This window comes from Planomonospora antibiotica (assembly GCF_014647955.1).
Lineage (GTDB): Bacteria > Actinomycetota > Actinomycetes > Streptosporangiales > Streptosporangiaceae > Planomonospora > Planomonospora parontospora.
Map to the genome: position 1 here is coordinate 184,087 of NZ_BMQE01000008.1, position 21,673 is coordinate 205,759.

General features: G+C 72.3%; 23 protein-coding genes. 10 read left to right on the forward strand and 13 right to left on the reverse strand.

Features of this window, described 5'->3' with window-relative positions:
* Nucleotides 1-132: 132 nt before the first annotated feature.
* Nucleotides 133-627, forward strand: coding sequence for a DUF3145 domain-containing protein (locus IEZ06_RS10490; RefSeq protein ID WP_068898656.1), 495 nt, complete (start codon nt 133-135; stop codon nt 625-627).
* 182 nt (nt 628-809) lie between these two features.
* Here IEZ06_RS10490 and IEZ06_RS10495 read toward each other — a convergent pair whose 3' ends face one another.
* The 9 genes from IEZ06_RS10495 to IEZ06_RS10535 form a co-directional block, all read right to left on the reverse strand.
* On the reverse strand, nt 810-2,252 hold the full coding sequence (locus IEZ06_RS10495) for an acyl-CoA carboxylase subunit beta (protein WP_189236478.1): 1,443 nt from the start codon (nt 2,250-2,252) through the stop codon (nt 810-812).
* Nucleotides 2,253-2,264: 12 nt separating this feature from the next.
* Nucleotides 2,265-3,497 (reverse strand): beta-ketoacyl-ACP synthase II, encoded by a 1,233-nt coding sequence (fabF, locus tag IEZ06_RS10500; protein ID WP_189236479.1) that lies wholly within the window; start codon nt 3,495-3,497, stop codon nt 2,265-2,267.
* Nucleotides 3,498-3,551: 54 nt separating this feature from the next.
* The gene (locus tag IEZ06_RS10505) at nt 3,552-3,791 is read right to left on the reverse strand and encodes an acyl carrier protein (protein ID WP_068898652.1); all 240 of its coding nucleotides are present in this window, start codon (nt 3,789-3,791) and stop codon (nt 3,552-3,554) included.
* Nucleotides 3,792-3,865: 74 nt separating this feature from the next.
* On the reverse strand, nt 3,866-4,819 hold the full coding sequence (locus tag IEZ06_RS10510) for a beta-ketoacyl-ACP synthase III (RefSeq protein ID WP_189236480.1): 954 nt from the start codon (nt 4,817-4,819) through the stop codon (nt 3,866-3,868).
* Between the two features lie 73 nt (nt 4,820-4,892).
* Nucleotides 4,893-5,825, reverse strand: coding sequence for an ACP S-malonyltransferase (locus IEZ06_RS10515; protein ID WP_189236481.1), 933 nt, complete (start codon nt 5,823-5,825; stop codon nt 4,893-4,895).
* A gap of 118 nt (nt 5,826-5,943) precedes the next feature.
* A complete protein-coding gene (locus tag IEZ06_RS10520) occupies nt 5,944-7,194 on the reverse strand; it encodes a PucR family transcriptional regulator (RefSeq protein WP_373293833.1) in 1,251 nt (416 codons plus the stop codon).
* 21 nt (nt 7,195-7,215) lie between these two features.
* Entirely contained in the window at nt 7,216-7,701 is a 486-nt protein-coding gene (locus IEZ06_RS10525) for a DUF350 domain-containing protein (RefSeq protein WP_189236482.1), read from the reverse strand.
* Nucleotides 7,702-7,765: 64 nt separating this feature from the next.
* Nucleotides 7,766-8,926, reverse strand: coding sequence for a glutathionylspermidine synthase family protein (locus IEZ06_RS10530; RefSeq protein WP_189236483.1), 1,161 nt, complete (start codon nt 8,924-8,926; stop codon nt 7,766-7,768).
* A gap of 10 nt (nt 8,927-8,936) precedes the next feature.
* Entirely contained in the window at nt 8,937-9,359 is a 423-nt protein-coding gene (locus IEZ06_RS10535; RefSeq protein WP_229797925.1) for a hypothetical protein, read from the reverse strand.
* Nucleotides 9,360-9,481: 122 nt separating this feature from the next.
* Between IEZ06_RS10535 and IEZ06_RS10540 the strand changes: the two genes are divergently transcribed.
* Together IEZ06_RS10540 and IEZ06_RS10545 are read left to right on the forward strand one after the other, a co-directional pair.
* On the forward strand, nt 9,482-10,183 hold the full coding sequence (locus IEZ06_RS10540) for a helix-turn-helix transcriptional regulator (RefSeq protein ID WP_189236484.1): 702 nt from the start codon (nt 9,482-9,484) through the stop codon (nt 10,181-10,183).
* A 77-nt stretch (nt 10,184-10,260) separates the two neighbouring features.
* Nucleotides 10,261-10,647, forward strand: coding sequence for a VOC family protein (locus IEZ06_RS10545; RefSeq protein WP_189236485.1), 387 nt, complete (start codon nt 10,261-10,263; stop codon nt 10,645-10,647).
* Nucleotides 10,648-10,770: 123 nt separating this feature from the next.
* Here the strand turns inward: IEZ06_RS10545 and IEZ06_RS10550 are convergent, their stop codons facing one another.
* Complete coding sequence (locus tag IEZ06_RS10550) at nt 10,771-11,298, reverse strand: MarR family winged helix-turn-helix transcriptional regulator (protein ID WP_189236486.1); 528 nt, start codon at nt 11,296-11,298, stop codon at nt 10,771-10,773.
* 75 nt (nt 11,299-11,373) lie between these two features.
* Here IEZ06_RS10550 and IEZ06_RS10555 point away from each other — a divergent pair, with 75 nt between their 5' ends.
* Nucleotides 11,374-12,639, forward strand: a complete 1,266-nt coding sequence (locus IEZ06_RS10555) for an amidohydrolase family protein (RefSeq protein WP_189236487.1) — start codon at nt 11,374-11,376, stop codon at nt 12,637-12,639.
* A 36-nt stretch (nt 12,640-12,675) separates the two neighbouring features.
* On the opposite strand, the gene IEZ06_RS10560 is transcribed toward IEZ06_RS10555, so the two are convergent.
* Nucleotides 12,676-12,906 carry a hypothetical protein gene (locus IEZ06_RS10560; RefSeq protein ID WP_189236488.1) on the reverse strand — a complete coding sequence of 77 codons (231 nt, stop codon included), beginning with the start codon at nt 12,904-12,906 and terminating at the stop codon, nt 12,676-12,678.
* 167 nt (nt 12,907-13,073) lie between these two features.
* Here IEZ06_RS10560 and IEZ06_RS10565 point away from each other — a divergent pair, with 167 nt between their 5' ends.
* The gene (locus IEZ06_RS10565) at nt 13,074-14,669 is read left to right on the forward strand and encodes a serine/threonine-protein kinase (protein ID WP_189236489.1); all 1,596 of its coding nucleotides are present in this window, start codon (nt 13,074-13,076) and stop codon (nt 14,667-14,669) included.
* Between the two features lie 164 nt (nt 14,670-14,833).
* On the opposite strand, the gene IEZ06_RS10570 is transcribed toward IEZ06_RS10565, so the two are convergent.
* Both IEZ06_RS10570 and aceE read right to left on the reverse strand, forming a co-directional pair.
* Nucleotides 14,834-16,360: an alpha/beta hydrolase gene (locus IEZ06_RS10570; RefSeq protein WP_189236490.1), complete on the reverse strand. Its 1,527-nt coding sequence runs from the start codon at nt 16,358-16,360 to the stop codon at nt 14,834-14,836.
* A 90-nt stretch (nt 16,361-16,450) separates the two neighbouring features.
* Nucleotides 16,451-19,198 (reverse strand): pyruvate dehydrogenase (acetyl-transferring), homodimeric type, encoded by a 2,748-nt coding sequence (gene aceE / locus IEZ06_RS10575; RefSeq protein WP_189236491.1) that lies wholly within the window; start codon nt 19,196-19,198, stop codon nt 16,451-16,453.
* 263 nt (nt 19,199-19,461) lie between these two features.
* Between aceE and IEZ06_RS10580 the strand changes: the two genes are divergently transcribed.
* The 5 genes from IEZ06_RS10580 (at nt 19,462) to IEZ06_RS10600 (ending at nt 21,595) form a co-directional block, all read left to right on the forward strand.
* On the forward strand, nt 19,462-19,656 hold the full coding sequence (locus IEZ06_RS10580; RefSeq protein WP_189236492.1) for a DUF1918 domain-containing protein: 195 nt from the start codon (nt 19,462-19,464) through the stop codon (nt 19,654-19,656).
* 10 nt (nt 19,657-19,666) lie between these two features.
* Complete coding sequence (locus IEZ06_RS10585; protein ID WP_189236493.1) at nt 19,667-20,083, forward strand: secondary thiamine-phosphate synthase enzyme YjbQ; 417 nt, start codon at nt 19,667-19,669, stop codon at nt 20,081-20,083.
* 140 nt (nt 20,084-20,223) lie between these two features.
* Entirely contained in the window at nt 20,224-20,652 is a 429-nt protein-coding gene (locus tag IEZ06_RS10590) for a DUF3052 domain-containing protein (protein WP_189236494.1), read from the forward strand.
* Between the two features lie 99 nt (nt 20,653-20,751).
* The gene (locus tag IEZ06_RS10595; protein WP_189236495.1) at nt 20,752-21,222 is read left to right on the forward strand and encodes a peroxiredoxin; all 471 of its coding nucleotides are present in this window, start codon (nt 20,752-20,754) and stop codon (nt 21,220-21,222) included.
* Between the two features lie 58 nt (nt 21,223-21,280).
* Nucleotides 21,281-21,595: a hypothetical protein gene (locus tag IEZ06_RS10600; protein WP_189236496.1), complete on the forward strand. Its 315-nt coding sequence runs from the start codon at nt 21,281-21,283 to the stop codon at nt 21,593-21,595.
* Nucleotides 21,596-21,673 lie beyond the last annotated feature (78 nt).

Consider the following 21,673-nt stretch of genomic DNA (forward strand, 5'->3'; position numbering starts at 1 on the left):
GTCGCACCATCTCGGCATGACCCCCCTCTGGTGCGACGTCGCGACCGACGGTAGTCTCTCCTACAGTCACTTGTGATCATCCGCGCACGAGGCCGTTGGGGAAGGCGCACCTCGTACGAAACGGGAGGTCCGGTGTCTGCTCGTGGCGTGCTTTACGTCCACTCGGCTCAGCCCGCGCTGTGCCCTCATATCGAATGGGCGGTCGCGGGTGTCCTTGGCGTGCCCGTAGACCTGACGTGGACGCCGCAGCCCGCCGCGCCGGGCCATGTGCGCGCACAGGCCGAGTGGGAGGGGCGGGTGGGGACGGCCGCGGCCATCACCTCCTCGCTGATGGGCTGGCAGAGGATCCGCTTCGAGGTCACCGAGGACGCCTCCCCGGGCTCCGACGGGTCCCGCCACGCCTACACTCCGACGCTCGGCGCCTTCACGGCGGTGATCGGGGCCACGGGCGACATCCTCGTGCCCGAGGACCGGCTGCGCTCCGCCATGCTGCTGGCCCGCCAGGGCCGGGTGGTCCTGGAGGAGGAGCTGGACCGGCTGCTCGGCAAGCAGTGGGACGAGGAGCTCGAATCGTTCCGCTACGCCGGAGAGGGCGCCCCGGTCCGCTGGCTGCACGCCGCCGTCTGAGGCCGGAGCCGCCGGACGTCCTCCTGCTCCCGCGCCTCACCCGCACCTCATCGGTCCCTGGAGCGCTCCGGAGGCGTTCCGCCGTGCCGGGGTGACCGTCCGCCGGGCCGGTGCCGCCCGGTGGGGAACGCCGACGGCCCCGCACGGATCGCTCCGTGCGGGGCCGTCGGCCGTCAGCGGTGTTACAGGGGGATGTTGCCGTGGGCGCCGCGGGCGGGAGTGGCCTGGGCGATGATCCTGGCGATGGCGCCGCGGGTCTCCTCGGGCTTGATCACCTCGTCCACCACGCCGAGCTCGATGGCCCGGTCCAGGCCGCCCGCGAGGACCTCGTGCTCCTCGGCGAGCCGCGCCTCCAGGGCCGAGCGCTCCTCCTCCGGAGCCGCCGCGATCTCGCGGCGCTTGAGGATGCGCACCGCGGCCAGCGCGCCCATCACCGCCACCTGGGTGGTCGGCCAGGCGAACACCTTGGTCGCGCCCAGGGAACGGGAGTTCATCGCGATGTAGGCGCCGCCGTAGGCCTTGCGGGTCACCAGGGTGACCCTCGGCACGGAGGCCTCGGCGAAGGCGTGCAGCAGCTTGGCGCCGCGGCGCACCACGCCGTCGTGCTCCTGGCCGACCCCGGGGAGGTAGCCGGGGACGTCGACCAGCACGATCAGCGGCACTCCGAAGGCGTCGCACATGCGCACGAAGCGGGCGGCCTTCTCGGCGGAGGCGGAGTCCAGGCAGCCGCCCAGCCGCATGGGATTGTTGGCGATCACCCCGACGGTCCGGCCCCCGAGGCGGCCCAGCGTGGTGACGATGTTCGGCGCCCACTTGGGGTGCAGCTCCACCCCGGGCTCGTCCAGCAGCCCCTTGACGAGGGGCTTGACGTCGTAGGCGCGGCGGGCGTTCTCGGGCAGCAGGCCGGAGAAGTCGACCTCCTCGACCTCGGTGCGGACCCGGCCCTGGTGCCCCAGGAGCACGGCCAGCCGGCGGGCCTGCAGGTAGGCGTCGGTCTCGCTCTTGGCGACCACGTGCACGACGCCGCTGCGCTTGCTGTGCGGCTCCGGGCCGCCGAGCGCGGCCATGTCGATCTGCTCACCGGTGACGCTGCGCACCACGTCGGGCCCGGTGACGAAGATGCGGCCCTCCTGGGCCAGGATCACGATGTCGGTCAACGCCGGGCCGTACGCCGCGCCGCCGGCGGCGGGGCCGACGACCACGGAGAGCTGCGGGACCACGCCGGAGGCGCGGGTCATCGCGGCGAACACGCGGCCGACGGCGTGCAGGGACTCGACGCCCTCGGCCAGGCGGGCGCCACCGGAGTGCCACACGCCGACGACCGGGACCCGCTCGCGGACCGCGACGTCGTAGGCGTGCACGATGTGCTCGCAGCCCTCGCTGCCCATGGCGCCGCCCTGGACGCGGGCGTCGCTGCAGAACACGACGACGGGCACGCCCTCCATGCGGCCCATCGCGGCGAGCACGCCGCTGCGGTCCACCGGCGTGATCAGCCGGATCGACCCCTCGTCGAGGAGGGCGGCCAGGCGCACCTGGGGATCGCGGGGATCGGCGGCCTCCTCGGCGGCCTTGGCGCTCTCGGGGACCCCGGTGCCTTCGGCGGATCTGTTCTCGAGCACAGTCATGGCGGGCTCCTGTCAGAGGCTGGTGAAGGCGACGGCGACGTCGTGTCCGCCGAACCCGAAGGAGTTGTTGATCGCGGCGATCTGACCGTCCGGCAGCTTGCGCGGGGCGCCGAGCACGAGGTCCACCTCGATGCCGTCGTCGAGGTCGTCCACGTTGATGGTGCCGGGGGCGATCCGCTCGTGCAGCGCGAGGACGGTGAAGACCGACTCGATGCCGCCGGCACCGCCGAGCAGGTGGCCGGTCATCGACTTGGTGCCGGTCACCAGCGGGTGGCCGCCGATGACCTCCTTGATCGCGACGGTCTCCACCACGTCCCCCGCGGGGGTGGAGGTGGCGTGCGCGTTGACGTGCTTGATGTCCTGGCCGGTGAGGCCGGAGTTCTCCAGGGCCCGGCGCATGGCCAGCATGACCCCTGCTCCGGTCGGCTCCGGCTGCGCGATGTGGTGGGCGTCGGCCGAGTAACCGACGCCCGCGGCGACGGCGTAGACCTTGGCGCCGCGGGCCCGGGCGTGCTCCTCGGACTCCAGCACGACGATGCCCGCGCCCTCGCCGAGCACGAACCCGTCCCGGCTCCTGTCCCAGGGGCGGGAGGCGCCCTGCGGGTCGTCGTTCCGGGTGGACATGGCGCGCATCGCGGCGAACGATCCGATGTTCAGCGGGTGGATGGCCGCCTCGGTGCCACCGGCCACGACCACGTCGGCCCGGCCCGAGCGGATCATCTCGATGGCGTAGCCGATCGACTCGGCGCCGGTGGCGCAGGCGCTGACGGTGGCGTGCACGCCGGCCCGGGCCCCGACCTCGATGCCGATCCAGCCCGCGGGGCCGTTCGGCATCAGCATCGGGACGGTGAACGGCGAGAGCCGCTGCCAGCCCTTCTCCTTGAAGGTGTCGTAGGCGGCGAGGATCGTGGTGATGCCGCCGATCCCGCTGCCCACGACGACGCCGAGCCGCTCGGCGTCGACCTTCTCGATCGCGGCGTCGGCCCAGGCCTCGCGGGCCGCGACGAGCGCGAGCTGCTCGGCCCGGTCCAGCCGCCGTGCCTCCGGCCGGGGCAGCACCTCGGTCGGGTCCACGGCGGCGAAGGCGGCGAACTTCACCGGGACGGAGTCGGCCCAGTCCTCGGTGATGGTGCGTACCCCGGACCGACCGGCGAGGAGCGCCGACCAGGTCGAGGCGACATCTCCACCGAGGGGCGTCGTCGCGCCGAGCCCGGTGACGACGACACGTACCTGGTCTTTACTCACGTTCTGCGCTCCTTGTTCGTGCGGTCCGAAGCTCCGGTCGGGGACGGCCCGCCGTCAGCCCTGGATGAAGTTGATGACGTCCTTGACGGTCTTGAGGTGCTTGAGCTGGTCGTCGGGGATCTCGACGCCGAACTCGTCCTGGGCGGCGACGGCGATCTCGACCATGGACAGCGAGTCGATGTCGAGGTCGTCCACGAAGTTCTTCTCCGGGGTGACCTCGGCGGCCGGGATGCCGGTGATCTCGTTGATGATCTTGCCGATACCAGCGAGGATCTCCTGCTCGGTCATGGCCATGTCGCGTGTTCTCCTTGGGGTCGGTGTTCTTCTCGGTCCGCGCGGCGGGGCCGCGCAGGTCTCAGGGGATCTTCTCAGGGGATCTCGACGACCTGACCGGCGTAGGTCAGGCCGGCGCCGAAGCCGAGCAGCAGGGCGAGTCCGCCCGAGGGCACCTCGCCGCGCTCGATCATCCGGGACAGGGCCATCGGGATCGAGGCGGCGGAGGTGTTGCCCGCCAGCACGATGTCCTTGGCGACGACGGCGTTGTCGGCGCCGATCCTGCGGGCGATGGCCTCGATGATGCGCACGTTCGCCTGGTGGGGCACGAAGGCCGCGAGCTCGGCGGGGTCCACCCCGGCACGCTCGCACGCCTGCCTGGCCACCGGGTGGAGCGCGGTGGTGGCCCAGCGGAACACGGTCTGGCCTTCCTGCTGCAGGAAGGAGTGGCGGTCCTTGACCATGATCGCTTCGGCCTTGTCGCCGGCGCTGCCCCAGACCACCGGGCCGATGCCGGGGGTGTCGGACGGGCCGACGACCGCGGCGCCCGCGCCGTCAGCGAAGATCACCGCGGTGCTCCGGTCGGTCCAGTCGATCCAGGGGGAGAACCTCTCGGTGCCGATGACCAGCACGTTGGTGGCCGAACCCGCGCGGATCGCGTCGTTGGCGACCGCCAGGGCGTAGCAGAAACCCGAGCAGGCGGTGTTCACGTCGAGCGCGCCGGGGGCGTCGATGCCGAGCCGGGTGGCGACCCGGCCCGCGGCGTTGGGGATCTGCGTCTCCATGGTGCACGTGGCGACGATCACCAGGTCGACGTCGGAGGCGGGCAGCCCGCTCGCGGCGAGGGCCTTGCCTCCGGCCTGCACGGCCAGGTCGATCTCGGACTCGGTCTCGGCGATCCGGCGCTCCTGGATGCCGACCCTGCTCCGGATCCACTCGTCGCTGGTCTCCATCGTCTTCGACAGGTCGTCGTTGGTGACCACCTTGGACGGCTGGTAGTGGCCGAAGGCCAGGATCTTCGCGCCGGGGGCGCCCTGCGAGACCTTCATCCGTCGATCAGCTCCTCGTTCGCCGTACGGGCCGTTCGCGCCACCGCACCGGTTCCATCGGGTACGCACCGGTTCACTGCAGGACCGCCCGGGCGGCGTCCAGGTCGTCGGGGCTCTTCAGCGCCACGGCCGTCACACCCCGGAGAGCGCGCTTGGCCAGGCCCGTGAGCGTGCCGCCGGGGAGCAGCTCGATCATCGCGGTGACGCCCCGGTCGGCCATCGTGGCCATGCAGGCGTCCCAGCGCACGGGGTTGGCGACCTGGTTGATCAGCCGCTCCAGGAACTCGCCGCCGCCGGCGACCACGGCGCCGTCGGCGTTGGACAGCAGGGCGACGGACGGGTCGCGGGGCGTGATCGAGGCGACGACCTCGCGCAGGTGGTCGACGGCCGGGGCCATGTGGGAGGTGTGGAACGCCCCCGCGACCGAGAGCGGGATCAGCCGGGCCCGCGCGGGCGGTTCGGCCTTGAACTCCTCCAGCCGCTCCAGGGCGCCGCCGGCCACGATCTGGCCGGCGCCGTTGATGTTGGCCGGGGTGAGCCCGTGCTTGTCGATCGCGGCGAGCACGTCGTCCTCGACGCCGCCGAGCACCGCGACCATGCCGGTCTCGGTCACCCCGGCGGCCTTGGCCATGGCCTGGCCGCGCTCGCGCACCAGGGTCAGAGCCTGCTCGGGGGTGAGGACCCCGGCCAGGACGGCGGCGGTCAGCTCGCCGACGCTGTGGCCCGCGACGAGGCCGGGCCTGAGCGCGCCCTCCGCCCCCGCGGACGGGTCGAGCGGGACGCCGAGGGCCTCGGCGGCGGCCAGGCCGGCGGCCACGAGCAGCGGCTGGGCCACGGCGGTGTCACGGATCGCGTCCGCGTCGGCGGTGGTCCCGCAGGCGATCAGATCGAGGCCGACGACCTCGGACCAGGCGGACAGCCGGTCTGCCAGGCCGGGTATCTCAAGCCATGGGGTCAGGAAGCCTGGGGTCTGGGCGCCTTGGCCCGGAGCGACGATGACGAGCACGAAATCCAGCCTGCCCTGTAGAAGTTAGCCACATGGATAGAGATCCGAACGAACTTGGTCCACAGTTTTTTGTAGGAAACCTACGGCAGAGGTTTCGCCCGGGTTAAGTAAGGGGCGATTAGATCGCAGACGTTTCGGACAGCCGCCCGAGGATGAGGCCCACCTGCAGGGTGAACGCCGAGCGGCCCTCCGTCGGTTGGTATCCGGTCAACTCCGTGATCTTGCGCAGCCGGTAGCGGACCGTGTTCGGATGTACGAAGAGTAACCGAGCCGTCGCTTCGAGCGATGTACCTTGCTCCAGATACGTGGCGAGCGTGTCGAGCAGCGGGGTGCCGACCAGCGGCAGGTAGACGTTCTGGATCAGCTGGCCCCTGGCGGCCTCGTCGCCGTCGATGGCCCGTTCGGCGAGCAGGTCCTCGGAGTGGACCGGCCGGGGGGCGTCCGGCCATCCGGCGGCGGCGCGCAGGCCCGCGATCGCCGCCCGCGCCGAGCTGGCCGCGGTGTGCAGGTCGTTCACCTCGGGCCCGATCACGATCGGGCCGGGGCCGAAGCGCGGCACCACGTGCCTGGCCGCCGCGTTGACGCTGTCGGCGCCGCCCACGATCACGATCAGCTGGTCGCCCTGGACCCCGGCCAGCATGTCCATGCCGGCCCGGCGGCCCCGGTCGCGCAGGCCGTCGATCACCGCCTGGGGGTCGTCGTCGGGCGCCCGCCCGGCGAGCACGACCACCGGGGAGGAGGTCCAGCCCAGCGCGGCGGCCCACGAGTGCAGGCCGTCGTCCACCTCGCCGCGGACCAGCGCGTCCACGATCAGCGCCTCCAGGCGGGCGTCCCACGCTCCGCGGGCCTCCGCCTCGCGGGCGTAGACGTGGGCGGCGGCGAAGGCGACGTCGCGCGTGTAGCGGAGCATCGCCTGCTCCAGCTGGTCCTCCCCGCCCGGCGCGGCCAGCTCCCCGGTCCGGGCCTCGACCACCTCGACCACGATCCGGACGATGTCCACGGTCTGCTGCAGCGAGATCGACCGCTTCAGCTCCCGGGGCGCGGTGCCGAAGAACTCGATGCTGGGCGTCGGGCGCCCTTCGCCGGCGTGCTGGAACCACTCCACGAAGGCGGCGATCCCGGCCTGCGCGACCAGCCCGACCCAGGACCTGTCCTCGGCGGACAGGACGCGGAACCACGGCAGCCGGTCTTCCATCCTGGCCATGGCAGCCGTGCCCAGGGTGCCCATGGCCCGTTCCAGCCTGCGCGTGGTGTCCTCGCGGATCTGATCGTTCACGCAATAAGAGTGCCAGGCCGACCGGGATGCGGGAGCCGCGCGGCCGTCGTCGCGGGGCGGAGCGGCCCGCCGTACGGCCCCCGTACGGCGCATGCGGTGCGGTGCGGCGGGAGCCTAGATGACGGCCACGGCGGTGATCAGGCCGATGGCGACGTGCGTGACGGCCAGCAGGCGGGTGCCGGGCTGGAGGTCGGGCTCGGCGACCAGTTCGCGGACGGAGATGCCGGCGACCTTGTCGAAGGCGATCATCCCCACGGTCTGCACGGCGATGCCCACCAGCCCGAAGACGGCGGTGGCCAGCAGGCCCTCCTGCAGGGCGCCCCCGGAGGACCAGATCGAGGCCGCGACGATCAGGCCCACGGCGGCCAGCCCGGAGGTGGTGAGCAGGGTCGCGTTGGGGTTGCGGTCGGTCTTGATCAACTGGCTCAGCTTGCCGGGGATGGCCAGGTCGATCACGTAGAAGCCGATGATCAGCAGGATCACGCCGAGCACCGCGTAGCAGGCGATGGCGAGCGAGCCCCGGCCGAGGAGCTCGGCGAGGGAGACGGTCTCGGCGTCGATCGGCGTGGGGAGCGGGACCGGCTGCGGGCTGGGGCTCATGTGGTTCTCTCCGTGCTGTGGGGTTCGGTGTGCTTGGAAGATCGGAGGGCGCGGCCTGCGCGGCCTACGGTCCGATGCGGTGCGGGACGAAGGACGAGGTGTTGTCGGTGATCAGCCCGGAGGTCTCCCGGATCCCCAGGCCCGCGGCCTCGTCGTGGATCACCCAGGCGCCGAGGACCGGCCGCTGGCCGCCGAAGACCGGCAGGGGTTCGAACGCCTGGTGGACGTAGCCCTCGGCGCCGTAGCCGCCGCCGGTCCGCACGGTCCCGCCCGGGCCGGTGACGGTCATGCTCGCGCCCTCCCGGCCCAGCAGCGGCTTGGCGATGTGCGCGGGCAGGTCGCGGGGGCCGTCGAGGTAGGCGGGCAGCAGGTTCGGGTGGCCGGGGTACAGCTCCCAGAGGACCGCGAGCAGCGCCTTGTTCGACAGCAGCATCTTCCACAGCGGTTCGATCCAGGTCATCGAGACCTGCTGGCGTACGGCGTCGGCCCCGAACGGGTCGGCGACCGCCCACTCCCACGGGTAGAGCTTGCAGAGGGTCCGGATCACCCGGCCCTCCACGTCGACGAAGCGGAGGTTGAGCGGGTCCCAGCCGATGTCCTCCATGGCCACCGAGACGGTCGCGAGCCCCGCCTGGGCGGCGGTCTCCTGGAGGTAGGCGAGGGTCATCGCCTCCTCGCCGGTCTCGTCCATGGCGGTCCAGGCGAAGTGCGCGGGCCCGGTGGGCAGCTCGGCCGCGAGCTGCCGCCACCGGTCGATCAGCCGCTCGTGGATGGAGTTCCACTGGTCGCCGCCGAGCTGGACGTCCTGCAGCCAGAACCACTGCACGACGGAGCTCTCCAGCAGGCTGGTCGGCGTGTCGGCGTTGTACTCCAGCAGCTTCGCCGGGCCCGTGCCGTCGTAGCGCAGGTCGAAGCGGCCGTACAGGTGCGGGTCGCGCCGCTCCCAGGAGCGGGCGATCTCCGGCGCGACCCACTCGGGGATCGCGAAGTCGCGGTAGCGGCCGGTGGTGACGACGTGCTCCACCGCGTGCAGGCACATCCGGTGCAGCTCGTCGACCTGCTCCTCCAGGGCCAGGACCTCGTCCATGGAGAAGACGTAGTGCACGCTCTCGTCCCAGTAGGGGCGGCCGAGGCCGCCGGGGTGGGCCGAGCGGTGGTAGGCCAGGCCGTGGCCCTCGATGGTCTTCTCCCAGCCGTCGCGGGGAGGCGAGCTCTCGCGTCTCATGGCCGGGGGATCAGCCGCCGCCGGAGCTGCGGCCGCCGAAGCCGCCGCGCTGGATCACGGTGCCCTTGCCACGGCTGACGATGCTGACGTCGGAGGGTTTGACGGTGGTGCCCCTGGCCACCCGGGCGCCGGTCCGGACGCCGCCGTAGTACCAGCCGTAGGCGCCGTGGGAGCCGTGGTAGCGGACGGTGCCGTCGTCGTCGCAGTAGTCCTCGTCCACGACCTCGTAGGAGCCGTCGGGCAGCCGGTTGTCGAGGTTGACGCAGTCGGCCCCGACCTCCTCGTAGTCGTCCTGGGCCGCGCACGCGCCGACGATGAGCAGTGAGACGACCGTGATTCCGGAGATCACGACGGCCTTGGACGCCTTGCCGCCCGGCTCCAGCCGAACGGGTTTGCGCGGGGGTTTCCGGGCCATCGGGTGTTTCTGCGCCATCGAGCTCCAATGCGAAGTGTCGAGACAGGGTATCCGCGGTCTTTTGACTGTTCAACCGGTTGAACGGGCCCAAAGGTTCCCTTTTCGCGGGGAGTGTCGGTGGCGGCGCGTACCGTCGGAGTGTGAACCGTACCGATCGGCTCTACGCCCTGGTCGAGGAACTGCGCGCGGCCTCGCCCCGGCCCCGCTCCGCGCGGGAGCTCGCGGCCGGGTTCGAGGTGAGCGTGCGCACGGTCGAGCGCGACATCTCCGCGCTCCAGCAGTCCGGGGTGCCGATCTACGCGGAGCCCGGCAGGCGCGGCGGTTACGTGCTGGACAAGAGCATGTCGCTGCCGCCGCTCAACTTCACCCCCGCCGAGGCGGTCGCGGTGGCCGTGGCGCTCAGCGAGGCCTCCGGCAGCCCCTTCGCCACGCACGCCCGCAGCGCCCTGCGCAAACTGGTGGCCGCGATGCCCGCACCGGAGGGGGAGCGGGCCAGGCGGCTGGCCGCCCGGGTCCACCTGCTCGTCGAGCCGGAGCCGTACCCCCGGGTGTCCCGGGTGATCGAGCAGGCGCTGCTGCACCGGCGCGTGCTGGTGATCGAGTACACCGACTTCAAGGGCGAGGCGACCCGGCGCGAGGTGGAGCCCGCCGTCTTCGTGGGCGGGCGCGGCGGCCACTGGTATCTCGTGGGGTGGTGCCGGCTCCGCCGCGACGCGCGGATCTTCCGGCTCGACCGGATCAACCGGGCGGAGGAGACCGACGAGCCCTCGCCCGAGCACCCGCCGGAGCGGTTCGCGCCGCAGGTGCCCGGACTGGTCTTCGGAAATCTGGAACTCGATTGAAAACACCGACATAGGGTTGTCGCCGAGCCGGTTCATCGTAGAGGTGTTCGAGAAGACAACTCCGAGGAGAACACCTGATGATCAACACCGTTGCCTGGTTCGAGATCGCCACCGACGACCCGCAGGGCGCGGAGAAGTTCTACGGCGAGCTGTTCGGCTGGTCCTTCACCGCCGGAGAGGATCTGGCGAAGGGCGGCATGGACTACCGGCGCATCGGCTACCCCGGTGGCGACGGGCCCAAGGGCGGCCTGTACGCCAACGGCGGGGCGTTCCCGAACCACGCGGTCTTCTCCGTGCTCGTCGCCGACACCGAGGCGACCTGCGCGCGGGTGGAGGGCCTGGGCGGGGAGGTCGTCTTCAAGGCGGTCGGCAACGAGCACGGCCCCGACTTCGCCTACGTCCGCGACGTCTCGGGCAACCTGTTCGGCGTCTTCACCCCGCCGGGCGCGGCGGCCGGGGCGTGACCGCCGGGGCGGCCGGTGCTCCGGGCCGCCCCGGATCCGTTCCGCGGGCGTACGCCGGACCGCCCGTCGACCATGGAGTCGCAGGCCGTCTTCCGGGTCCGTTCCGCGGGTGGCGGCGGGCCCTCACCGGTCGGCGCGGGAGGGGCCGGGCCGGTCTCCGAGGGCGAGGAGCACCTCGCGCAGGAGGCCGGACAGTGTCCGTGCGGCGGGTCCGGGCACGTCCGCGAAGAGGTCCCGGTGGGCCCTGCCGGTCGCCGCGACGAGCTCCTCGGTCAGCCGGACGCCCTCGGGGGTCAGGCGGACCCAGGAGCTGCGCCCGTCGGCGGGGTCGGGCTCGCGCTCGGCGAGCCCGGCGGCGGTGAGCCGCTGCAGGATGTTGCTGGTGCCGCCGGTGGTGAGCGAGGACAGGGAGGCGAGCCGGCCGGGCTTGAGGCGGTACGGGGCGCCGGCCCGCCGCAGCGTCGCCAGGACGTCGAAGTCGGCGTAGGTCAGGCCGTATCCGCCGAGCACGGCCTGGGTGGCCTCCTCGATGCGCTGCTTCAGCCGGGCGACCCGCTTGACGATCTCCAGCTCGACGGTCGCGGCCCCCGGCAGCTCGGCCTGCCAGGCCGCGACCAGCTCGTCGACCCGGTCCATCTCTCCCCTTGCCATGGGGTTGAGGGTATCCCTCCCACCTGATAGCTTTCAGAAAAGCTTTTGTGATTGCTATCGAAAAAGGAGTATGCCGTGCGCCTGCTCATCACCGGCGGAATCGTGATCGACACCGAACCGGAGCCGCGAACCCTGCCCGGGGCCGACGTGCTCGTCGAGGACGGGGTGATCGCCGCCGTCGGCCCGGGGCTCGGCGCCTCCGCCGCGCCGCCCGCCGACCGGACGATCGACGCCACCGGGATGCTCGTACTCCCCGGATTCGTCGACACCCACCGCCACCTCTGGCAGAGCGCCCTGCGCTCCGCCGCGGCCGACGCGACGCTCGGCGACTACCTCGCGCTCGTACTCGGCCGCCTCGCCCCCGCCTACCGGCCCGAGGACGTCCACGCCGCCGGCCTGTGGGGCGCGCTGGAGGCGCTCGACGCCGGGGTCACCACCGTCTTCGACTGGTCGCACATCCAGTCCACCCCGGAGCACACCGACGCCGCGATCCAGGCCCTGCGGGACTCCGGCATCCGGGCGGTCTTCGGATACGCCCACCCCGCCCCCGGCGTGCGCCGGGAGGACGAGGTACGGCGCGCCGCCGCGCTGCTCGGGACGTCCGGCCAGGTCACCCCGGCCCTCGCGGCCATGGGGCCGGTCTACGGGCCGCCGGACGAGGCACGGGCCGACTGGCGGCTCGCCCGCGAACTCGGGCTCCGGGTCAGCCTGCACGCGACCGGGGCCGGCGCGGCCGAACGGCTGCACGACGCCGGGCTGCTCGGCCCGGACACCGTGTTCGTGCACGGCAACGGGTTCACCGACGAAGCAGTGAAGCTGGTCGCCGACAGCGGGGCCGCCGCCTCCGTGACACCGGCGGTGGAGATGCAGATGGGGCACGGCCATCCGGAGACCGGCAGATTCCGGCGGGCCGGGATCCCCACAGGGCTCGGCGTCGACACGGTGGTGGACGCTCCGGGGGACATGTTCGCCGTCATGCGCGCCGCGTTCGCGGCCGAGCGGGTGCGCGGGGGCGCCTTGACCGCCGCGGAGGTGCTCCGGATGGCCACGATCGAGGGGGCGGCCGTGCTGGGCCTGGAGGACCGGGTCGGCTCGCTGCGCCCCGGCAAGCAGGCCGACCTGGTGCTGCTGCGCACCGGCACGCCCCGCCTGGCCCCGGTCCACGACCCGGTCGGCGCGGTGGTCACCGCCGCCGGGCCGGGCGACGTGGACACCGTGCTGGTCGCCGGACGGGTCGTGAAGCGGGCGGGCCGGCTGCTCCACGCGGATCTGCCCGCCGTGCTCGACCGGGTGTCCCGCTCGGCGGCCCGGCTCGCGGCGGCGGCCGGGACCGGCGCCTGACGTCCTGCCGGGCGCGGTCCGGCGTCCGGCAGGACGTCACGACGGCCGGATCCGGTCCGCGGCGACGACCACGACGACGCCCAGGACCGCCAGGATCAGGTTCGCGTAGATCTCGTATCCGGCGAAGAAGTCCACCCGCTCGACGACCACGCGGTTGAAGAAGTTGAGGAACGGGCTCATGAACGGCTGGACGGCCACCTGGTCGATGGTTCCGCTGACGCCCTGGAGGACCAGGAGGACCCCCAGCGTCTGGATGGGACTGCGCATGAGCCGACGGTAGGCGGGCGCGGAGGCCGCAGGGATCGGCCGACGGGATCGACCTCCCCGACCGAGGTAGCGTCTTCGGCGCGCACCCCACCGACGAAAGTCGGGCCCGGCGGTACCGCTGTGATCTCGATCCGGCCGCCGCCCCGGCCCCGGCCGCCGCCCGGCGGGTGGAGGCGTTCTGCACGGCCCGGGTGCTCGCCGCCGACCTCGACGGGGAGACCCCGTACATCGCGAGCGAGCTGATCGACGGCCCGTCGCTCCGCCGGATCGTCGAACGCGAGGGGCCGCTGGCGGGGGAGGCGCTGGAGAGGCTGGCGATCGGCACGGCCACCGCGCTGGCCGCCATCCACCGCTCCGGGATCGCCCACCGCGACTTCAAGCCCGACAACGTGCTGCTCGCCCCGGACGGCCCCCGGGTCGTCGACTTCGGCATCGCGAAGATCATCGACGAGAGCGGGACGATCACCACCCGGGCGGTCGGCACCCCCGCCTACATGGCGCCCGAGCAGATCGCCGGGGAGCGGGTCGGCTGCCCCGCCGACGTGTTCGCCTGGGGATCGACGATGCTCTTCACCGCCACCGGCAGGGCGCCCTTCGGCGGCGAGACGATCGTGGCGACGCTCAACCGCGTCATCAACCACGAGCCCGACCTGAGCGGGCTCCCCGAGGGCCTGAGGGCGGTCGTCGCGTCCTGCCTGCGCAAGGACCAGGACCGCAGGCCCACCGCGGACGAGGTGCTCAGGCACCTGCTGGGCCATCCGGCCGAGGACGGTGCGGGGATCTCCGACGAGGTGCTCGCCGAGGGCGTCCAGGCCGCCACGGCCGACCTGACCCGTGACGGGACCGGGGACCCGGCCCGGCGGTTCCTCCGGCGCCGGGCCGTCGTCCTGGGCGGGGCGGTCGCGGTCGTGGGCCTGGCCGCCGCGTTCGCCCTCGTCCGGCCCGATCCCCCGTCCGGAGCCGCGGCCACGCCCGCGCCCGTCTCGCCGGCCGCCACCTCCCCGGCGCCCGCGCCCTCCACCGGCTCGCCGCTGCTCGACCGGATCGCGGCGGAACGGAGGATCACCATCGGCTACCGCACGGGCCTGCCCGGAGTGGCTCTGGGCAGCCCTCCCGCCGGCTTCGAGATCGAGGTGGCCCGGCGCATCGCGGCCGAGCTGAAGGTGCCCGCCGGCCGGGTCGTGTTCAAGGACGTGGGAGTGCGCCGCGAGGCCGCGGTCGAGAGCGGCGAGGTGGACCTGGTCGTCGCCAACCTGTCGATCGACGCCAGGACCCGGCGCAGGGTGGCCTTCGCCGGGCCGTACTACCTGGCCCGGCGGGACGTGCTGGTGCGCGCGGGCTCGGGGATCTCCTCCCTGGAGGACCTGCGCGGCCGGCGGGTCTGCGTCCCGCACGGCTCGACCACCGCCGCGCTGATCCTCGACCGGGGCGTCGATTTCGAACCCGTCGAGGCGGCGGACATGGCGGACTGCGCCGCCAAGGTGGCCGACGGCACCGCCGACGCGCTGCCCGGCGACGACCTGGTGGTCGCCGGGTTCGGCGCCCGGCTGAACGGGCGGTTCAAGATCGCCGGTCTGAGGCTCACCCGCGAGCCGTACGGCGTGGCGCTCCGGCAGGGGGATCGCAGGGCCTGCGAGGCGATCAACAGGGCCGTCGCGGCGATGTACGCCGACGGGACCGTGGCGGAGCTCCTGGACCGCCACTTCGGCGCGGTGGACTTCCGGTTCGCGACCGAGCGGCCCCGCCCCGAGCGCTGCCGGTAGCCGCCGAGGACGTCCGGGGCAGCCGCCCGGGGCCGGGGAGCCAGGGGCCGGGCGCTCCAGGGCCGGGTCGTCCGGGCGGCCCGGCCCCGGACGCCCCGGCGGGCGCCGGCCGGAGGCGGGGCGGGACGCGGCGGCCCCGGCGGGACGCGGCAGCCCTGGCGGGGCTACACGGGGCAGGTGGTGCCCTCCGCGGGGACCTTCCCCTCCAGCAGGTAGGCGTCGGTGACCTTCTTCACGCAGGCGTCGCCCGACAGGTAGGCGCCGTGGCCCTCGCCCTTGTAGGTGACCAGCACGCCCGTCTTCAGCTGCGCGGTCAGCTTCGGCCCCCATTCGTACGGCGTGGCGGGGTCACCGGTGCCGGCGATCACCACGATGGGGGCGGAACCGGAGGCGTCGACCTTCGAGGCGGCGTCGTCGCCGGGGACCGGCCAGGACGAGCAGATGGTCCCCATGCCGGCGCTGCCGAACAGCGGGGAGATCTTCAGCGCCTGCTTCTCGGTCTCCAGCAGCTCCGCCTCGTCGGGCCGCTCGGCGGTGTCCACGCAGCTGATGGCGGGGAAGCTGCTCATGACCGTGCTGTAGGAGCCGTCGGAGCCGCGGCCGGTGTAGCTGTCGGCCAGGAAGAGCAGCCCCCGGCCGTCGCCCTTGACCGCCAGGGCCAGGACCTGGTCGAGGAGCGGCCAGGTCTGCTCGGAGTAGAGGGCGGCGGCGATGCCGGTGCCCGCCAGCCCCTGGGTGAGCTCCCGGTCGCCGACCTTGAGCGGCTCGTCGTTCAGCCGGTCCATCAGCGCCTCGATGTTCCGGTCCGCGGTGTCGGCGTCCGGGCCGATCTTGCACTGGCGGTCCTTGACGCAGTCCTTCAGGAAGGCCTCGTAGGCCTTCTGGAAACCGGCCGTCTGGACCAGGGTGCGCTCCTTCATCGAGACGCTGGGGTCCAGCGGGGCGTCCAGCACGAAGCGGCCCACCTTCTCGGGGTAGCGGGTCGCGTAGACCGCGCCGAGCTGCGTGCCGTAGGACATGCCGAGGTAGTTGAGCCGCTGGTCGCCCAGCGCCGCGCGGATGCGGTCCATGTCCTGGGCGGCGCTGACGGTGCCGACGTGCGCCAGGACCTCTCCTGAGGACTTGCCGCAGGCGGCGGTGAACTCCTCGACGATCCGCTCGATCTCCGCGCGCTCGGCCGCGTCCTCGGGCACGCTGTCGACGGAGGTGAACTCGTCCATTTCCGCGGTGCCGCCGCACCGGACGCCGGAACTGCGCTCCACCCCGCGCGGATCGAAACTGACCAGGTCGTAGCGGGCACCGAGGGAGCCGAGGGCCTTGGCGGCCTGGGCCAGGGTGTCGACGCCCGAGGCGCCGGGACCGCCGAAGTTGAACAGCAGGGAGCCGATGCGCTCCCCGGGACCGGTGGCCTTGACGCGGATGAGGGCCAGGTCGATCGTCCCGGCGGCGGGGTCGGCGTAGTCGAGCGGCACGGCCAGCTTCCCGCACTGCTGGTCCGGGGCCGGGGTGGCGACGCCCTGGCCGTCGGCGCGCTTGATGTCGGTGCAGGGCCCCCAGGAGACCGGGCCCGACGGCGCCGCGGAGCCGCTCGGGGCGGCCGTCCCGCCTTCGCCGCCGCCCTCTCCGCCGCTGCAGGCGGCCAGTGCCGCGGCCAGCGCCGCGGTCGCGGCCACCGCCCGGATTGCTCGCATGACGTGCTCCCCCTCCGCGTCACCCCGGACAGGGCACCCGTCCCCGTTCCGGGTGGGGCCTCCACCTGGGAGGTCCCACCCGGAAGGATCTCACAGACCCATCGACTGGGTGTCGTTGCTCTCGGCGCCCCCGGCCTCGGTGACGCCGTTCTTCAGGTGGTAGCGGGAGATGGCCTCGCGCAGCACCTCCGCGTCGAGCTCGCCCCGCCGGGCGAGCTGGGTGAGCACGGCCAGGGTGATCGAGGCCGCGTCCACGTGGAAGTGGCGGCGCAGCGCCGAGCGGGTGTCCGACAGGCCGAAGCCGTCGGTCCCGAGCGAGCTCCAGTCTCCCGGCACCCACTGGGCGATCTGGTCCTGCACCGCCCGCATGTAGTCGCTGACGCCCACGAACGGCCCCTGGGCCTTCGACAGCGCCCGGGTGACGTACGGCACGCGCTGCTCGGCGTCCGGGTTGAGCAGGTTGTGCTCCTCGGCGGCCAGCGCCTCACGGCGCAGCTCCGACCAGGAGGTGGCCGACCAGACCTCGGCCGCCACGCCCCACTCCTCGGCCAGCATCCGCTGGGCCTCCATCGCCCACGGCCCGGCCACGCCGGAGACCAGGATGTTGGCCTTCGGGCCCTGGACCGCCGGCGCCGGAGCGAACCGGTAGAGGCCCTTGAGCAGGCCGTCGACGTCCAGGTCGGCGGGCTCGGCCGGCTGCAGGTAGGGCTCGTTGTAGACGGTCAGGTAGTAGAAGACGTTCTCCGGCGTCTCGCCGTACATCCTCCGCAGGCCGTCCCTGACGATGTGCCCGATCTCGAACGCCCACGCCGGGTCGTAGGCGACCGCCGCGGGGTTCGTCGAGGCGATCAGGGGCGTGTGGCCGTCCTCGTGCTGCAGGCCCTCGCCGTTCAGCGTGGTGCGGCCGGCGGTGGCGCCGAGCAGGAAGCCCCGGCCCATCTGGTCGGCCAGCTGCCACATCTGGTCGCCGGTGCGCTGCCAGCCGAACATCGAGTAGAAGATGTAGATCGGGATCATGTGCTCGCCGTGCGTGGCGTACGACGTGCCGGCCGCGATCGTCGAGGCCATCGAACCGGCCTCGCTGATGCCCTCGTGCAGGATCTGACCCTCGGTCGACTCCTTGTAGGACAGCAGCAGCTCCCGGTCCACGGCCTCGTAGGTCTGGCCGTGCGGCGAGTAGATCTTCGCGGTCGGGAAGATCGCGTCGAGGCCGAAGGTGCGGGCCTCGTCCGGGATGACCGGCACGAAGCGGTGGCCGATCTCCTTGTCGCGCATGAGGTCCTTGAGCAGGCGGACGAACGCCATGGTGGTGGCGACGTTCTGCTTGCCGGAGCCCTTCTTGAGCTGCGCGTAGGCCGCCTCGCCGGGGAGCTTGATCGGCTTGGCGCGGAGCGTGCGCCGGGGCAGGAAGCCGCCCAGCGCCGCGCGGCGCTCCTTCATGTAGGCGATCTCGGGGTCGTTCTCGCCCGGGTGGAAGTAGGGCGGCAGGTCGGCGTCGAGCGCCGAGTCCGGGATCGGCAGGTAGAGCCGGTCGCGGAACTCCTTCAGCTCGGCCTTGGACATCTTCTTCATCTGGTGCGTCGCGTTGCGCGCCTCGAAGTCCTTGCCGAGGGTCCAGCCCTTGATGGTCTGGGCGAGGATGACCGTCGGCTGGCCGACGTGCTCGCGGGCCGCCTTGAAGGCCGCGTAGACCTTGCGGTAGTCGTGGCCGCCGCGCGAGAGCTTGCGGATCTCGTCGTCGGACAGGTGCTCGACCATCTTGCGCAGGCGCGGGTCGCCGCCGAAGAAGTTCTCGCGGATGTACTCGCCCGACTCGACGGAGTAGGTCTGGAACTGGCCGTCGGGCGTGGTGTTCATCTGGTTGACGAGCACGCCGTCGACGTCGGCCGCCAGCAGCGGGTCCCAGTCGCGGCCCCACACGACCTTGATGACGTTCCAGCCGGCGCCGCGGAAGTAGGTCTCCAGCTCCTGGATGATCTTTCCGTTGCCGCGGACCGGGCCGTCGAGGCGCTGCAGGTTGCAGTTGATGACGAAGGTGAGGTTGTCGAGCTCCTCGCGGGCGGCCACGCCGATCGCGCCGAGCGACTCGGGCTCGTCCATCTCGCCGTCGCCGAGGAAGCACCACACGTGGCTGCGGCTGGTGTCCTTGACCTTGCGGTTGAGCAGGTAGCGGTTGAACCGCGCCTGGTAGATCGCGCCGATCGGGCCCAGGCCCATGGAGACCGTGGGGAACTCCCAGAAGTCCGGCATGAGGCGCGGGTGCGGGTAGGAGGGCAGGCCCTTGAAGCCGTGCGACAGCTCCTGCCGGAAGGCGTCGAGCTGCGCCTCGTTGAGGCGGCCCTCCAGGAACGCCCGGGCGTAGATGCCCGGGGCCGCGTGGCCCTGGAAGAAGACCTGGTCGCCCGACTCGCCGTGGTCCTTGCCGCGGAAGAAGTGGTTGAAGCCCACCTCGTAGAGCGACGCGGCCGAGGCGTAGGTGGCGATGTGGCCGCCGACGTTGGTGCGGGCGTTGGCCCGGGTCACCATGACCGCGGCGTTCCACCGGATGTAGGCGCGGATCCGCCGCTCGACGTGCTCGTCGCCGGGGAACCAGGGCTCGCGCTCCGGCGGGATCGTGTTGATGTAGTCGGTGCTGCGCAGGCCGGGGACGCCGACCTGGTGCTCTCGCGCCCGCTCCAACAGGCGGAGCATCAAGTAGCGGGCGCGCGTGCGGCCCTCCGTCTTGACGACGTTGTCGAGCGACTCGAGCCACTCCTGGGTCTCGCTGGGATCGACATCAGGGAGCTGACTGGGTAGGCCGTCGCTGATGATCGAGAAACGCTGGCGTCCGGAAGCCACTGGGTCTCGCCTTCCGAGGATGGACTTTTGTCTGGTGTCGGTCACCATCCATCCTGGTCTCTTGCTCCGGAAAGTGCATCTCTACTGACCGGTAACCAGGATGTCCCCGCTGGCAGGGGCAAGGATGTGGCCTAGACCACCGATCGTAGGACGAATGGATGTGAAAGGTAACACCGGGGTCGCTCTTTTCCGGAGGACCGCAGGGTACGACCCTGAAGAGGTGGCATTCCACCGGCTTCGGAAGGATCGGAAGGAGGAGCGCGATGCGCGCGACAGTGGGTGATCAGATCCTGGTCCACGGCGACACGGTCGGCCACCACGACCGGCGGGGCGAGGTCCTCGAGGTGCGCGGGAGCGAGGGGGAACCCCCCTACCTGGTGCGGTTCGAGGACGGTCACACGGGCCTGGTGGTCCCCGGCCCGGACGCGATTGTCGTCCCCGCCCAGAGCGGATCATAGGATTCCGCGTGTGAGATCCCAGATGATCGAGGTGGTGACCGGCTCGCGCGAGCGGGTGCACGACATCACCGCCGAGTGCGAGGACTTCGTCCGGTCGTGCGGGGACGGCGGCCTGGACGGCCTGCTGCACGTCTTCGTGCCCCACGCGACCGCGGGGGTCGCCCTGATCGAGCTGGGGTCGGGCAGCGACGACGATCTGCTCGCCGCGCTCGCGGACCTGCTCCCGGCCGACGACCGGTGGCGGCATGCGCACGGATCCGCGGGGCATGGGAGGTCGCATGTCATGCCGGCCCTCATCCCCCCGTACGCCACCGTCCCGGTCCTGGCCGGGAGACTCGCGCTGGGCACGTGGCAGTCCGTCGCCGTGGTGGACCTCAACGTGGACAACCGCGAGCGGCAGGTCCGGTTGTCATTTCTGTCGGACTGATTCATCGGACTAATTCACGTGTAGCCCAGTCGTTGCCGTGGCGACCGTTGACGACTGAGGGTCACAGCGTGTGGACTGTGCCGAAGCACTGTGAGCACCGCCGCGCAAGAGGCGGGGCCATCGAAGCAGGAGGGACGAACGTGAGCGCGACCGCGGGTCAGGCGCAGGGCGAACGCAGCCTGGCCGAACGGCTCGGCCTCAAGCCGGGTCAAGTGGTGCAGGAAGTCGGATGGGACGAGGACGTCGACGACGATCTGCGCGACTCCGTCGAGGAGCTGACCGGCAACGAACTGGTCGATGAGGACTACGAGGACGTTGTCGACGTCGTGCTGCTGTGGTGGCGGGACGGGGACGGTGACCTGTTCGACGCCCTGAGCGGGGTGGTGACCAACCTGACCGACGGCGGCCAGATCTGGCTGCTCACTCCCAAGGCCGGTCGGGAGGGCCACGTGGAGCCCAGCGACATCGGGGAGGACGCCACGACCGCCGGTCTCTCGCAGACCAGCAGCATCAGCGCCGCCCCCGACTGGTCGGGGACGCGACTGGCCACACCCAAGGCGCGCCGGTAAGGGGTCCGGTAAGGGTCCCCCTGCCGTACGGCTCGCGTGAGCCGTACGGCAGGATGATGGTGTGCCCATCCGCCGTCGGGGTGAAGGGATCCAGCGGACATGCCAGTGCACACGGCGGTCGAGGTGGGTTCGCCGGCTCCGGACTTCGAGCTGAGGGACCAGCACGGCGCCCCGGTCAGGCTCTCGGACCACCGCGGCCGCAGGGTCCTGTTGATCTTCTACCCCTTCGCGTTCAGCGGTGTCTGCCGCGGTGAGCTCTCCGCGGTCCGGGACGAGTTCGTCCCCGCCGTTCCCGAGGACGTCCGGGTCCTCGCCGTCTCGGCCGACTCGGTGTTCACCCTCCGCTCCTGGGCCGACCAGGAGGGCTACGGGTTTCCACTGCTCTCCGACTTCTGGCCGCACGGGCAGGTCGCCCGGGCGTACGGTGTGTTCGACGAGGAGAAGGGCGCGGCGCTGCGGGGGACCTTCGCCATCGACGGCGAGGGCGTGGTCCGCTGGCGCGTGGTGAACCCGCTCCCGGAGGCACGTGACATCGCCGAGTACCTCAAGGTGCTCGCCGAACTTTCCTAAGCGGTTATCCGGCGGAGTCCTTCGCGGCTCCACCGACCTCGACCACTCGGAGGCGATCATGCCCTGCTTCTCGTGCGGGGCCCGGCAGACCGACCCGGTCCGCGGCGCCAGCCCCTGGAAGCGCGGGGTGCGCCGGCAGGTCCAAGTGCTCATCTGCCCGGACTGCCAGCGCGTGCACGACCTGGACCTCGACACCTGCTCCTCGTGCGGGTCCATAGCGCTCATCTGCCGCCTCGGGGAGGTGGAGTGCCGCTCCTGTGGCGCCGTACGGCTCGCCGAGCGGCCCCAGGCGGACCCCGAGCGGCCCGACGGCCTGGCCGACGAGGTCGCGGCGGCGCTGGACCGCGTGCTCGGACGGTTCTCCCCGGCCTGACCCGCCTGCCCCGGGTCAGGGTGACCTGCCCTGGGTTAGGGTGAGTCGCCGCAAAAAGGACAGGCGACGTGTCCTGCC

What these genes read in the sequence shown, in the direction of transcription:
- IEZ06_RS10495 (WP_189236478.1), bottom strand. Translation starts at nt 2,252, where the DNA reads ATGACTGTGCTCGAGAACAGATCCGCCGAAGGCACCGGGGTCCCCGAG.
- IEZ06_RS10505 (WP_068898652.1), bottom strand. Translation starts at nt 3,791, where the DNA reads ATGGCCATGACCGAGCAGGAGATCCTCGCTGGTATCGGCAAGATCATC.
- IEZ06_RS10510 (WP_189236480.1), bottom strand. Translation starts at nt 4,819, where the DNA reads ATGAAGGTCTCGCAGGGCGCCCCCGGCGCGAAGATCCTGGCCTTCGGC.
- IEZ06_RS10520 (WP_373293833.1), bottom strand. Translation starts at nt 7,194, where the DNA reads ATGCGCCGTACGGGGGCCGTACGGCGGGCCGCTCCGCCCCGCGACGAC.
- IEZ06_RS10525 (WP_189236482.1), bottom strand. Translation starts at nt 7,701, where the DNA reads ATGAGCCCCAGCCCGCAGCCGGTCCCGCTCCCCACGCCGATCGACGCC.
- IEZ06_RS10530 (WP_189236483.1), bottom strand. Translation starts at nt 8,926, where the DNA reads ATGAGACGCGAGAGCTCGCCTCCCCGCGACGGCTGGGAGAAGACCATC.
- IEZ06_RS10535 (WP_229797925.1), bottom strand. Translation starts at nt 9,359, where the DNA reads ATGGCGCAGAAACACCCGATGGCCCGGAAACCCCCGCGCAAACCCGTT.
- IEZ06_RS10545 (WP_189236485.1), top strand. Translation starts at nt 10,261, where the DNA reads ATGATCAACACCGTTGCCTGGTTCGAGATCGCCACCGACGACCCGCAG.
- IEZ06_RS10550 (WP_189236486.1), bottom strand. Translation starts at nt 11,298, where the DNA reads ATGGCAAGGGGAGAGATGGACCGGGTCGACGAGCTGGTCGCGGCCTGG.
- IEZ06_RS10560 (WP_189236488.1), bottom strand. Translation starts at nt 12,906, where the DNA reads ATGCGCAGTCCCATCCAGACGCTGGGGGTCCTCCTGGTCCTCCAGGGC.
- IEZ06_RS10570 (WP_189236490.1), bottom strand. Translation starts at nt 16,360, where the DNA reads ATGCGAGCAATCCGGGCGGTGGCCGCGACCGCGGCGCTGGCCGCGGCA.
- IEZ06_RS10580 (WP_189236492.1), top strand. Translation starts at nt 19,462, where the DNA reads ATGCGCGCGACAGTGGGTGATCAGATCCTGGTCCACGGCGACACGGTC.
- IEZ06_RS10595 (WP_189236495.1), top strand. Translation starts at nt 20,752, where the DNA reads ATGCCAGTGCACACGGCGGTCGAGGTGGGTTCGCCGGCTCCGGACTTC.
- IEZ06_RS10600 (WP_189236496.1), top strand. Translation starts at nt 21,281, where the DNA reads ATGCCCTGCTTCTCGTGCGGGGCCCGGCAGACCGACCCGGTCCGCGGC.